This is a genomic window from Paenisporosarcina sp. NPDC076907 (assembly GCF_050269735.1).
In the GTDB taxonomy this organism is placed as follows: domain Bacteria; phylum Bacillota; class Bacilli; order Bacillales_A; family Planococcaceae; genus Paenisporosarcina.
The window spans coordinates 1,388,684-1,402,912 of record NZ_JBNNIX010000001.1 but is presented as its reverse complement, the minus strand read 5'-3'; the positions used below and the strand labels follow the sequence as shown (position 1 = coordinate 1,402,912).

Below are 14,229 nucleotides of genomic sequence, written 5' to 3'. Positions count from 1 at the left end.
AACATCATAAAGACCGGATTTCCGGTCCTTATGATGACTTATTAAAGTGTTTAATTACTCTACAGTTTCAGGAACTGTTACTTCGCCATCAGCGATTTTCTTAGCATATTCATCGATTTGAGCCATAACATCTTCAGGAATTGCTCCACGAGAATCCGCTAAGCCAACGCCGTCTTCAGCTAAACCGTAAACAGTAGTTTCGCCACCTGGGAATTTATCTTCTGCAGCCAATTTAGAAATGTTTTGTACAGCAACATCAACGCGTTTTAACATAGAAGTTAAAGTTACGTTCGAATCGCCAACAGCACCTTCGTCATATTGGTCAGAGTCAACACCAATTACCCAAACGTAAGCATCTGGATCTTTAGTTTTCAATTCTTTAGCTTCTGCGAATACACCATTACCAGTACCACCAGCAGCGTGGAAAATAATATCTACGCCTGAAGAGTACATACGGTTAGCAGTTGTTTTACCAAGTTCAGCTTTGTCAAATGCACCTGTGTACTGTACATCAACTTGGATGCTTGGATCTACAGCTTTAACGCCTTCAAGGAATCCAGCTTCAAAACGCTCGATTACAGGAATTTCCATACCGCCAACAAAACCGATTTTTTTCGATTTAGTCATTAATGCAGCAGCAACACCTGCAAGGTAAGAACCTTCTTGCTCTTTAAATAATACTGAAGCAACATTTGGTTGATCTACAACTGCGTCAATAATAGCAAGATGATTATCAGGTTTTTGAGTTGCAATTTCTGTTACAGCAGCTTCCATCAAGAATCCGATACCGAATACTAAATCAAAGTCACGACGAATTAAGTTATTTAAGTTTGTGTTGTAGTCAGCGTCAGAAGCTGATTGTAAGTAATCAAACCCACCATCGCCTTTTGTAAGACCATTATCTTTTCCAAATGCTTGTAAACCTTCCCAAGCTGATTGGTTGAATGATTTGTCATCTACTCCACCAACGTCAGTTACCATTCCTACTGAGAAATCAATTGCATCCTTTTCTCCAGCAGAACCGTTACCTTCATTCTTATCCTTGTCAGTACCACATGCTCCTAGAATTGTACTAGCAGCTAAAACCATCGATAAAGCTAAACCAAATTTACGCTTTGTCAACTTGAGACCCCCCAAAATGTTTTTTCATATTAGCAGGAAGTTTGGTGTTTTACACCCGTTTACGCACTACATGGAAACTGAATTTGTCAGCTCTAAAATAGTTTTTTGAATATAACACTACTTGATCGTCTTCATTATAATGTAGTTGTTTCAGAACTAGTAACGCCGTTTCAGGTTCACACTCTAAAATCGGTGATGCCACTTCGTGGTAGCCGGTTGGATCGATAAAAGCAACTGCATATGAAACACGGATTTGACCGGATTCTTCAATTGCGGTAAATATCGAACCTTCTTGCCTACTCAAAAAATCTGAGGGCAAATATTTTGTAGGAACTTTGTCCACACAATATACAACCGGTTCACCATTAGCTGTTCTTACACGTTCAATCATAATGATAGACTCGTCTTCTTCGCAATGAAAGCGTTTTATATCCTCTTCAGACGGATGCGATTCCGAAGAACTTAAATAAATAGTCCCCGGTTCCATACCCGCCTTACGAATCATGGAAGATACACTTGCTAAATGTTCAATCCCCGAAGTGAATACAGGTTTTGGGTTCACAAATGTGCCAACACCATGTCGTCTGACGATGACATTTTCTTCTTCCAACAGTCTAAGTGCTTCACGGAGTGTAGCACGACTGACTCCAAGTGATTTGGCGAGTTCAAATTCTGAAGGAAGTTTTTCCTTCTCTTGAAACACGCCTTTTGCAATATCGTCCTTGAGACGATCGATCACTTGAAGATACAAATGACGATGATCTGTTTTTATTGTCATACATATCACCACCAACAGCAGAGATCAGACATCTGATGTAAAACTTTCCTACTAATCAGACATACTATACCACTTATATTTGTTTAAATAAATAGATTTTTGGGTATTTATTAAAAGTTTCGTAAAATTTTTAATTTATTTGTAATGCTTTTGTCATATTAAAGCTTAATTATGATCATCATGCTTTGCTTGAAGCACTTGACGTGGCTTGCTTCCTTCATATGCTCCGACTACCCCACGCATTTCCATTTGATCAATAATTCGTGCAGCTCTGGAATAGCCGATACGGAACCTTCTTTGCAATAAAGAAACCGAGGCAGTTTGCATATCGGTCACCAATTGTACGGCTTCATCATATAAATCGTCCGTTTGTTCATCAACCGGCACTTCTTCAATTTCTGTTGGAATCATTTCTTCTTGATATTGTGCTTTTTGCTGAGCGATTGCAAAATCAACTACTTTTTCTACTTCTTGGTCCGATAAGAATGCTCCTTGCACACGAACAGGTTTCGATGCGCCTGCTGCTAAAAATAACATGTCTCCTCGGCCTAATAGTTTCTCCGCTCCACCCATATCTAAAATCGTACGTGAATCGATGGAAGAAGATACAGCGAACGCAATACGGGATGGGATATTCGCTTTAATAACCCCTGTAATAACGTCGACACTTGGACGTTGGGTGGCAATAATTAAGTGAATTCCGGCAGCACGAGCCATTTGGGCAAGTCGTGTAATTGAATCTTCGACGTCATTGGACGCTACCATCATTAAATCAGCCAATTCGTCTACAATCACGACAATATAAGGCAATTGTGGATGCTTTTCCTCATTCTCTTCATTCCACTTACGAATGTGATCGTTATAGCCTTCAATATTACGAGTCCCTGTATGTGAAAACAGATCATAACGACGTTCCATTTCCGACACGACTTTTTTAAGTGCCTGAGACGCTTTTCGTGGATCTGTTACGACAGGTGCTAATAAATGAGGGATTCCATTATAAACATTCAATTCCACCATTTTAGGGTCAATCATCATCATTTTCACTTCATGTGGTTTCGCACGCATAATGATACTGACAATAATGCCGTTTATACAGACACTTTTCCCGCTTCCCGTTGAACCGGCAACGAGTAAATGGGGCATCTTGTTTAACTCCGCGAGAACTGCTTGACCAGTAATATCACGGCCAAGACCGATCATCAATTTCGCATCTGGTTTATTGTTTTCTTTGGCTTCCAGCACTTCTCGTAAACTTACGATAGCTACTTCCTGATTTGGGACTTCAATTCCGATTGCGGATTTCCCAGGGATCGGGGCTTCAATTCGAATATCTCGAGCTGCCAGGGCCAATGCCAGGTCATCACTGAGACTGACAATTTTACTTACTTTCACTCCCGTATCAGGCAATACTTCATATTTAGTGACTGCAGGACCGAGATGCACTTGTGTCACACGCGCTTTAACTCCAAAGCTACTGAATGTTTGCTCAAGTTTTTTTGCATTGGCTTGAATGATTGAATATTCACCACTTTGATCACTATGTGGTGGCGCATTCAATAAAGACGCTGCAGGCAGTTGATAATCTTTGTTTTCCATTACAGCTTCAGAAACTGCATCAAAAACTTTTTCATTCAATTCTTCGTTTAATTCAATTTCCGGCACCGGTGTTATATCAACGACTTTCTCTGCCCGTTCCGTAAATGCAGAAATAATTGGAGATGAATGAATAGGTTCCGCTTCAGGTTCACGGAGAGTGGTTGCAACTTCCAGGTCTTGAGCGGCTGGAGGCAGACTCTCAGCATTTTTGCGTTTGTCACTTCGCCGTTGAACTCTCGGGGTACTAGCTTTTGTCTTTTTCTTTTGTTCTCTCGAGACTAGCCATCTATCTCTCCATAGAGGTGCTTGGGTAGCTAAAAAAGGGACAAGTGCTTTTCCCGATAACAGAATAAACCCGATCATGACTAACAGCCATGCCGCAATAGTCGCTCCCCCTGAATCAAATAAAACATGGAATGAGGCGAAAAGAAATGCGCCCATCATCCCCCCGCCTAACGATTGATCACGGTTAACAATTCCTTCACTATCAATCAATATTCGCCATGTTTCACGAAGTACAGAATCACTTATCAGTGCGCCGCCTTGAAACAATTGTTCAAACAGAGCTAAATGGCTGAATAATGTCAGGCTGGCTAAAATACTTAATAGTCCCAGTACAATTCGATTATTCATACCTGGAACTGCTCGTTTGATCATCATCATCAAAGCAATCACAATACACAATAATGGTACTGCAAAATGCCAATTTCCAAAGAAAAAGCGGGCAATAGAAGACAGACTGAATCCAACAGCGCCTAATTCAAAAAAGGTGATGATGCCGAGTCCAATTAATAATAAGCCCGCAATTTCATACATGAGTGGATGTATCGGTGTCGGCTTTTTCTTTTTCACAACTTTTTTCTTTCTTCTTGTCACTTCGTTCACCTACTTTGGTCAGTTAATTAGTGAAAAGCGAATGTATGTAGATTACTATTTCAATATTTCTCCTCTGAGATGCTTGAATTCGCTATCATCTTTTGTGAAAGAAAAAGGATTTCCTGCCGCTCCATATGGCGAGGAAATCCTTCCGCTTTTACACCTTAATATTCCATAATAATCGGGATGATCATCGGACGTCTTTTCGTTTTTTGGTATAAGTATGAATTTAAGGTATCACGAATTTCTTGTTTAATGTTTGTCCATTCAAACGTTTCTTTGCTGACGTATTTCTCAACAATTTTCTTTACAAGCTCAGCTGACTCATCCATAAGTTGTTCAGACTCACGTACATAGACAAATCCACGGGATAAGATTTCTGGACCAGATGCGATTTTCTTTTGTGCACGGTTCAAGGTAACAACTACGATAAAAATACCATCTTGTGAAAGTAGTTTTCGATCACGCAATACAATATTTCCTACGTCACCCACACCAATTCCATCTATCAACACGTTACCAGCTTGTACTCGGCCGCTCATACGCATTTTACCGCCTTTATATTCGACGATATCTCCTTTATCCGCAATAAAGATTTGGGACTTGGCCAATCCAGTAGCCTGGGCAAGTTTGGAGTGCGCCATCAACATGCGGTATTCCCCTTGAATTGGGATAAAGAATTTAGGTTTCATTAAGTTAAGCATCATTTTCAAATCTTCTTGACTACCATGTCCAGAAACATGCACTTTTTTGCTGGCAGTTAACACTCTTGCACCAGTTTTCGCTAAGTGATTCATTGTTTTGAACATAGCAACTTCCATACCAGGTGATGGAGTGAACGTAATTAATACCGTGTCAGTATCTTTGATTTTCACATCTTTATGATGTTTTCTAACCATTTTTTCAAGAGCCTCTAGAGGTTCCCCTTGGTTACCTGAAACGATAATGACCACTTCATCATCAGCATAATTCCCAATTTCTTTGATTGAAATTAACGTCTCTTCATCAATTTTCAAATATTCAAGTCGTTTACCAACATCAAAGACGTTTTCTAAAGTTTTACCCACTACCGCTACTTTGCGTTTTGACTCAATCGCTGTGTCAAACACTTGTTGGATACGAATAAAGTTAGAAGAATACAAGGAAACGAGAATACGACCTTTTGCTCCGTGGAATGTTTCCGAAAGTTGTTCTTCAATCACTGATTCTGAAGTTGTATAACCAGGTCTTTCCGCTTCAGTTGAATCAGACATCAAAATGAAGACGCCTTCTTCACCAAGTCCCGCCATTTTAGCGATATCTGGACGATAGCTTCCTTTTGCAGATTGGTCGAATTTAAATTCGCCAGTATGCACAATTGCACCTTCAGATGTATGGAATACAATCCCTAAAGAATCGGGAATACTATGTGTTGTATGGAAAAACGTGACATGAGTCGATTTGAAGTTCATACGACTTTTATTTGTCACTTCAAAGAATTTTACTGGTTGTGCAGCCGGCAGTTCTTTCAAATGCTCTTTAGCTAAAGCAATCGTCAAACGAGAACCGTAAACTGGAGCGTGAATCTTATTTAACAAATAAGAAATGGATCCGATTGCATCTTCGTGTCCGTGTGTTAAAAAGATCCCTTTTATTCGTGCTTTATTTTCTTCTAAGTACGTCACATCAGGAATAACAATATCAATTCCAAGCATTTCATCTTCAGGGAACATAAGTCCACTGTCTACTACAAAGATTTCTTCATCAATTTCTACTACATACATTGCTTTTCCGATTTCCCCAACTCCACCGAGGGGGATAATACGGATGGTTTCATTTATTGTTTTAGTCACTTGCTTTCCTCCTAAAAATTACCCGATCAACATCCACTAGTAATCATTATACGGGACGTATGACAACAGTACAAACAAAAAAAGGTCAGTTGAACACTGACCTTTCAAAATTTATTTAAAACTTTTTCTTTTTCCTTCATATTTCGCCCATGCTTGATCGAAATCTTGCTTCTCTTCGTCTGTCATATCAACAAGTGGCAGGCGAACAGACCCCACTTCTAAACCGAGTTTAGACAATGCATATTTCACCGGCACCGGATTCGGTTTTACAAAAAGTGCACGAATGAGTGGCAACATCGCATGGTGAATTTCCGCTGCATCAGTGTGTCTGCCTTCTTCAAAGGCACGAATTAACTTTTGCATATCATCGCCAACAATATGTGAAGCCACAGACACGACTCCGGCTCCTCCAATTGAAAGAAGTGGCAAAGTCAATCCGTCATCACCGCTGTATACTGCAAAATCAGCCTGACATTCGGAAATAATATCGGACATTTGCTCCAAATTACCCCCAGCTTCTTTGATTGCTTGAATGTTAGGGATCATACTTAATTTTAGAACCGTTTCAGGTAGCATGTTCACTACTGAACGACCTGGGATATTATAAAGAAGTACAGGCAATTTCGTTTCATTTGCAATTGTTTTGAAATGTTCATACATTCCACGCTGGTCAGGCTTGTTGTAATACGGAGTTACGAGCATAATCCCGTCTACTCCAGCCTGTTCTGCAAGTTTAGTCAATTCAATCGATGCTTTCGTGCTGTTACTACCGGTGCCAGCGTATACCGGAATTCGATTATTGACAGATTCTACAGTAAATCGAATCAAATCAGCTTTTTCCTGATTCGTCAGTGTTGGGGATTCCCCGGTAGTTCCACAGACTACAATTGAATCAGTTCCAGTTGCGATTAAATGTTCGATAAGTTTTGCGACCATTTCAAAATGTATAGAGCCATCTGGCAAGAATGGTGTGACCATCGCAGTAGATACGCGACCGATATTCATTAGAATCTCCCCTTTTAAATAATTCCGTCTTCAATCATTGCTTCTGCTATTTGTATCGAGTTCAAAGCTGCACCTTTTAATAAATTATCTGCAACAATCCACATATGGAAACCTTTATCATTTGATAGGTCTTTTCTTATGCGGCCAACGAATACTGCATCTTGTCCTTCAGCGTATAGAGGCATAGGATATTGTTGTTTTGCGGGGTTATCAAGGACTTCAATCCCTTTTGCTGCTTCTAAAATCGAACGAAGTTCCGTAACACTTACACCTTCTTTATCCACTTCAATGAAAACTGATTCCGAATGGCCGGAAACTACCGGCAATCTTACACACGTCGCTGCAACCGAAAGATCCGGAGTGTGCATGATTTTCTTCGTTTCGTTAATCATTTTCATTTCTTCCAGCGTAAAGCCATTATCATCAAACATATCAATTTGCGGTATGGCATTGAATGCGATCGGATAATGTGTCTCCGCACTCTTAACTGGCAATACTTGAGCAACTGCATTTTTCGTGTCACCAAAAGTGGCACTTTGTGCTTCCAACTCATTTATGGCAACAGCGCCAGCGCCTGAAACAGCTTGATAGGTGGATACGATTACTTTATTCAATCCAAACGCTTCTTTAATTGGCTGCAATGCACAAACCATTTGAATCGTTGAACAGTTTGGATTGGCGATGATGCCGTTGTGCAATTTAAGATCTTGACGGTTTACTTCTGGCACAACAAGTGGAATGTCTTTATCCATTCTAAATGCACTTGTGTTGTCAATTACGACAGCCCCACGTTTCGCCGCTTCTGGCGCAAGGACTTTAGAAACTGATCCTCCTGCGCTGAATAATGCAATATCTACACCTTCGAATGCCTCAGGAGTTGCTTCTTCAATAAGATAAGATTGCCCTTTAAACTCAATGTTTTTCCCTGCTGAACGTTTGGAAGCTAGAAATTTTATATGATGAATAGGAAAATTTCGTTTTTCGAGCTGTTCCATCATTTTTTCTCCGACTGCACCGGTTGCACCGACAACAGCTACGGTATAGCTTTTTGCCATGACACTCACTCCCTCTAGCCAACTAATTGGTCATAATGACGGTATTGTATCATAATCTTGCGTGATTGTGCATGAAAATTAATCCGATTGACCGTGTTGGATTAATAGGGGTTGAAGTTGTTGATGTTCAAGAGCTTTGACAATCGTTGGTAAAATCAAGTTAAAATCGGAGATGAGGGAGTTTGGTTTTTTCAGTGGATCATCTTGACCGAAAGGAATGAAGTAAATGTGTTTTGAGTTTAATAACCTCATGACGTTTACCCCATTTAAACCGAGTGCATCATTGGTAGAGATGCCAAGAACGACTGGTCGACCGATCCGCATGGTTGCTTTGGCGGCCATCAGTACAGGTGAATCCGTTATAGCATTTGCTAAGCGACTGATTGAATTGCCCGTTATTGGCGCAATAACCATGCAATCAAGTGGTGCTTTCGGTCCCAGTGGTTCTGCATCGGCTATTGTAGAAATTACTTTTGCTCCAGCCGCTTCCTCTATTTTTCTTACCCATTCATCCCCAGTTCCAAAGCGAGTGGCAGCCACTAGCACGGAATGTGAAACGACAGGTACAACCACTGCACCCTGGTCTCTCAAGAAATTGATTTTCGGAACCACTTCTTCATACGTACAATGTGATGCTGTTATACCGAAACCTATTCGTTTACCTGTTAACACACCGTTCCTCCTCATAAATCTTTTGCTGATTCTGTTAAACACTGAAATAAGATTTTAGAAGCGTCTTCTTTCAGAAATTGCCCCGGCAAAGACGTATAGAGTCGATAGCATTCAGAATAATCTCCTTCCAACTCTAAGCAACCTGGGGCGGAAGCAATATCATAAAACCGTTTGCTCGTTTTTAACAACGACTGATAATCATCTGTTAACCATTTTGCAGGAATTGTATTGATGAATATTGCTTGATTACACGAAATTCCTGTTTCTAATTTTTTCACCTCATACCCCATTGCTTGAGCTTCAGCTAACTGGACTGGTGAGCGTACCACTATTAACGGATAGGCATCCATTCGTTTTAGCTGCGTCGCTAGCAACTTTGCTACACGGCCGAAGCCTGAAATCATAAATCGTTTGCCTGCAACGGTTTCGTGCTCTTCTAGATAATAGGCAGCGATAAACCCTTCTGCCGTTAACTTTGCATTCAACCAAATAAATTGCTCATTTTCAAGGTAAGCTTCAGTATTCAGTTCACTCGCTTCAAAAAAGCGTGTCCACTCTGGAGATAATTTTCCGATGAAGCATTTTTTGACACTTTGAAAAAATTCCATTCCAATTGAATCGGTTACAATTTCGAGTGGCTGAATTGGAAAGACCATGATTTCTGGTTGAAAAGCCAGCAAGTCTCGTTCCACTTGATAACTCCATGCTTTGGTTGGAATGTATAACACTTGCTCATCGATGTTTTTCAACAGCGCAGCAAGTTTTTCCATGCGAGGATCAGTCCCAATGACACACCACTTTCGGCTGGTCATATGGATTGTTCCGCATGTAAGTGAGACGTCTTTGTAAAGAGTATTCGATGTTCACCGATAAGGACAATATCTTCCCAAGCAATGTAAACATTTTGATGAGTTGACTTCGATTTAAATGGTCGACTACCCTGCTCTTTTAGTATGAGAAATCCAATGATTTTTCCACTTGTTGGTTCAAAGAGTAATTCAGTATCAGCAAGTATTCCAAACCGTTTACCATCTTCTACTTGAATTAATTCTTTCACCGCCAATTCTGATAGCAACATATGACTCCTCCTCCATGTTCATCTCCTTAAATATATGCAAAGAAAGAATCACATGTTCATGGAAAAGTGTATTGCGCCGATTTAGCTCGACACCAAAAAGCCTTTTGTCCAGTCATCAACGTTTTTCGTCCAGTTACCTTGATTTTTCGTCCAGTTAGAATCATTTTATGTCCAGTCACATGCCCTTTTTGTCCATTCAGCTCCCATTTCTGTCCAATCGCTAGAAAATCATCTTTTTAGAGCTTCGAATTCTCCTTCTAATTTGAACAAAAAAAGACAATCACAATGGATTGTCTTTCAGACTTGAGAGAACCAAAATAATGAGTTAATATACTGCATACTCTTGAAAAAGTGCAAATGCACGAAATGTTGATTTCCGTTGCGGCGGACGCGTTTCGCGGGCATGGCTTTAGTCTCCTCGTCACTTCGTGACTCCGGGGCCTTCAGCTCATGCTGTTCCCGCTGAAGTCGCCGCCTCCACTCCCATCAACAGAACGCGCTCTGTCAGCGTTTCTCTTCAAACTATTTAAGTAGGAAAGTGGTCGGCTATTTCTGAAGACTCCTGCGGAAAAACGGAACAAGCTAGACCCCACAGGCTCAGTTGTCAGAGACAACTGAGCCGAGGAGGCTGGCGTTTCGTCCGCGGAAAGCGAAAGAAATAGCCGACCACCTTCTTTTTTGATCGAGTGCAAAATAATAGTAACGAATCTTTATACTGTTATTAATCAATATTCTATTGTCATAAGTCTAAAAGACAATCACAAAGGATTGTCTTTAGGTGTGATGATCGAGATGGCAGGTTTAATGGTGAATAGATCCGTTACAAGTTTTTGCACTTGGTGAATATTCACTTCATCAATCGATTGCAATACTTCGTCATACGTTTTATGTTCATTGAAAACTAATTCGTTTTTCCCATTGCGGTTCATACGAGCATTCGTGCTCTCTAAACCAAGCATTAAATTTCCTTTTAATTGCTCTTTCGCATTGTTCACTTCTGTCTCGGTAACCCCTTCGTCGACCACTTTTTGAATGGTTTCATAAATGGTTTCCTGGAGTTTCTGCAATTGATTGCTGGAAGTGCCTCCATAAATAGCAATCGATCCCGAATCTTCGTAAGAAGAATGATATGAGTAAATGGAGTAGGCCAATGCTTTTTCTTCACGGACTTCTTGGAACAACCGGGAAGACATATTTCCACCCAGAATATTATTCAATACCACGAGATCATAAATATGTTTATCTTTCACGCTAAGACCTGGATAACCAAGACAAATATGTCCTTGCTCCGTTTCCCGTGATTTACGTGATTCACCAGGTTTGAACACAGGCACTTCAAACGGAGAACGTACAGAGTTAGTAGAACTTGAACTGAATTGACCGAATAAAGAATCGGTGTAATCGATAAAGTCTTCTGGAATATTCCCAGCTATCGAAATCACGATATGTTCTGGTCGATAATGATGATCCATAAATTGATGAATCGAATCTTTACTGAATGTTGCGAGTGATTCCTTTGTTCCTAAAATGGATGCACCAAGCGGTTGGTTCGGATACATCACATTCCACAATTGTTCATGGACATCATCATCTGGTGTATCTTCAACCATCAATATTTCTTCTAGTACGACTTGGCGTTCTTTTTCCAACTCCACTTCATCAAACTGGGAATGGAAAAACATATCCGCCAACACTGAAATGGCATGCTTTGCATGGTGATCCAATACTTTTGCGTAATAGCAAGTTTGTTCCTTCGATGTAAATGCATTGACATGCCCACCAATGCGATCGAATTCTTCTGCTATTTGACGCGCTGAACGTGTAGCAGTTCCTTTGAAAAGCATATGTTCAATAAAATGAGTTAAACCGTTTTCTTCAGGTGTTTCATGTCTTGATCCAACATTGACCCAAACACCAACAGCAACTGAACGTACGTGTGGGATGTGCTCATAGACAATTCGCACACCATTTTGACTTGTTCTTTTTTGTAACACAGTAAAAGCCCCCAAACTTTCGAGAAAAAAGGTTGCCATGCATTGATTGGCAACCTTTTTTCTTACTTTATGATTATGCTTGCTCTTTTTCTGCCGCTTCTTTTTCTTCTTTTACGACAATTTTACGAGACAAATTCACGCGACCTTGGTTATCGATTTCAATAACTTTAACGATCATTTCATCGCCAAGTTTTAATACATCTTCAACCGCTTTCGTACGCTCTTCCTGGATTTCAGAAATATGAAGAAGTCCATCTTTACCTGGGAAGATTTCAAGGAAAGCTCCGAATTTTTCAATGCGTTTCACTTTAGCCATATAGTATTCACCAACAGCCGCTTCGCGCACAATATTTTCGATGATTTCTTTCGCACGTGCATTCATTTCTTCGTCAATAGAAGAAATGTAAATCGTACCATCTTGCTCTGTATCGATTTTCACGCCGGTTTCATCAATGATTTTGTTAATCTGTTTACCACCCGGTCCAATAACGTCACGGATTTTATCTGGATTGATTTTAACCATGATAATTTTCGGAGCATATTTAGACAATTTCGTGCGTGGTTCAGAAATCGTAGCCATCATGCTATCTAAAATATGCATACGGCCAATTTTTGCCTGTGTCAACGCCTCTTCTAAAATGCTGCGTGACAAGCCATCAATTTTAATATCCATTTGTAGTGCCGTAACACCTTTAGCAGTACCTGCTACTTTAAAGTCCATATCGCCTAAGTGATCTTCCATTCCTTGAATATCCGAAAGAACAGAATAATGCTCACCACGTTTGATAAGACCCATTGCAATACCAGCTACTGGTGCTTTAATTGGAACACCGGCATCCATCATGGCAAGAGTTGATGCACAAATACTTGCTTGAGAAGTAGAACCATTCGATTCCAATACTTCAGAAACTAAACGAATAGTGTATGGGAAATCTTTTTCATCAGGAATAACGGCAACAAGTGCACGTTCACCTAAAGCACCATGACCGATTTCGCGGCGACCTGGTCCACGGATAGGCCCAGTTTCCCCAACACTGAATTGTGGGAAATTATAATGATGCATGAAACGTTTAGATTCTTCAATTCCCAGACCATCAATGATTTGAACATCGCCTAAAGCACCTAAAGTAGCAATGCTCAGTGCTTGAGTTTGTCCACGAGTAAACAACCCAGACCCATGCGTACGTGGTAAGACACCTGTTTCAGATGATAACGGGCGAATCTCATCTAGTTTACGGCCATCTGGACGGACTTTATCTTCAGTTATTAATCGGCGAACTTCTTCTTTCACCATTTTATCTAAAATTTGGCGAACTTGTTTAAGTGTTGCTTCATCTGCTTCACGTTCAACATATGTCGCGATAACTTCTTCCTTAACTTCGCTAATCGCTAATTCACGTGCATGTTTTTCATACACTTGAATTGCATTGTTTAATTTAGTTTCACAAACGGCTTTGATTTCAGCAGAAATTTCAGCATCAAGCTCATACAGTTTGATGTCTGTTTTTGGTTTACCCATTGCCGCGACAACTTCTTCTTGGAAAGCGATTAATTCTTTGATATTATCGTGACCGAACATAATTGCTTCTAACATCACTTCTTCAGTTACTTCAAGTGCTCCTGCCTCAACCATGTTAATTGCATCTTTTGTCCCGGCAACGATTAAATCAATTGTGCTTAATGCCAATTGCGCTTGAGTCGGGTTAATGATGAATTGACCATCAATTAATCCTACTTGTACGCCAGCAATCGGGCCATCGAAAGGAATATCAGAAACGGATAGCGCTAAAGATGATCCTAACATTGCAGCCATTTCAGTTGTGCAATCTTGGTCTACAGACATAACGATTGAAATAACTTGTACTTCATTACGGAATCCATCAGGGAATAATGGACGGATTGGACGGTCAATTAAACGACTCGTCAATACGGCATTTTCAGATGGACGACCTTCACGTTTAATGAAGCCACCAGGAATTTTACCTGCTGCATATAGGCGTTCTTCATAGTTACATGTAAGTGGGAAGAAGTCTAATGGCTTCGGGTGTTTCGAAGCCGTTGCTGTTGAAAGGACTGTGGAATCTCCGTAACGGACCATAACGGCACCGTTTGCTTGTTTTGCATATTTGCCTACTTCTACTTGCAATGGACGACCTGCCCATTCGAAATTAAAAACTTGTTTTTCTGTCATTGAATGAACTCCTCTCGAACTGAAAAT

General features: G+C 40.4%; 11 protein-coding genes. All 11 read right to left on the bottom strand.

Annotated elements, in window-relative coordinates:
- Nucleotides 1–54: 54 nt before the first annotated feature.
- Complete coding sequence (locus ACQKEV_RS06800; RefSeq protein ID WP_427444652.1) at nt 55–1,122, bottom strand: BMP family lipoprotein; 1,068 nt, start codon at nt 1,120–1,122, stop codon at nt 55–57.
- Between the two features lie 49 nt (nt 1,123–1,171).
- Nucleotides 1,172–1,900: a GntR family transcriptional regulator gene (locus ACQKEV_RS06795; RefSeq protein WP_269924787.1), complete on the bottom strand. Its 729-nt coding sequence runs from the start codon at nt 1,898–1,900 to the stop codon at nt 1,172–1,174.
- Between the two features lie 165 nt (nt 1,901–2,065).
- Nucleotides 2,066–4,315: a DNA translocase FtsK gene (locus tag ACQKEV_RS06790; protein ID WP_427444853.1), complete on the bottom strand. Its 2,250-nt coding sequence runs from the start codon at nt 4,313–4,315 to the stop codon at nt 2,066–2,068.
- A gap of 224 nt (nt 4,316–4,539) precedes the next feature.
- Complete coding sequence (locus tag ACQKEV_RS06785) at nt 4,540–6,207, bottom strand: ribonuclease J (protein WP_427444650.1); 1,668 nt, start codon at nt 6,205–6,207, stop codon at nt 4,540–4,542.
- Between the two features lie 111 nt (nt 6,208–6,318).
- Nucleotides 6,319–7,212 carry a 4-hydroxy-tetrahydrodipicolinate synthase gene (dapA, locus tag ACQKEV_RS06780; RefSeq protein ID WP_427444648.1) on the bottom strand — a complete coding sequence of 298 codons (894 nt, stop codon included), beginning with the start codon at nt 7,210–7,212 and terminating at the stop codon, nt 6,319–6,321.
- Nucleotides 7,213–7,226: 14 nt separating this feature from the next.
- A complete protein-coding gene (locus ACQKEV_RS06775) occupies nt 7,227–8,267 on the bottom strand; it encodes an aspartate-semialdehyde dehydrogenase (protein WP_427444646.1) in 1,041 nt (346 codons plus the stop codon).
- A gap of 78 nt (nt 8,268–8,345) precedes the next feature.
- Nucleotides 8,346–8,939, bottom strand: coding sequence for a dipicolinate synthase subunit B (locus ACQKEV_RS06770; RefSeq protein ID WP_427444644.1), 594 nt, complete (start codon nt 8,937–8,939; stop codon nt 8,346–8,348).
- Nucleotides 8,940–8,950: 11 nt separating this feature from the next.
- Nucleotides 8,951–9,709, bottom strand: coding sequence for a hypothetical protein (locus ACQKEV_RS06765; RefSeq protein WP_427444642.1), 759 nt, complete (start codon nt 9,707–9,709; stop codon nt 8,951–8,953).
- 38 nt (nt 9,710–9,747) lie between these two features.
- A complete protein-coding gene (locus ACQKEV_RS06760) occupies nt 9,748–10,017 on the bottom strand; it encodes a YlmC/YmxH family sporulation protein (protein ID WP_427444639.1) in 270 nt (89 codons plus the stop codon).
- 758 nt (nt 10,018–10,775) lie between these two features.
- A complete protein-coding gene (locus tag ACQKEV_RS06755; RefSeq protein WP_427444637.1) occupies nt 10,776–12,011 on the bottom strand; it encodes a M16 family metallopeptidase in 1,236 nt (411 codons plus the stop codon).
- A 73-nt stretch (nt 12,012–12,084) separates the two neighbouring features.
- A complete protein-coding gene (pnp, locus tag ACQKEV_RS06750) occupies nt 12,085–14,202 on the bottom strand; it encodes a polyribonucleotide nucleotidyltransferase (RefSeq protein WP_427444634.1) in 2,118 nt (705 codons plus the stop codon).
- Nucleotides 14,203–14,229 lie beyond the last annotated feature (27 nt).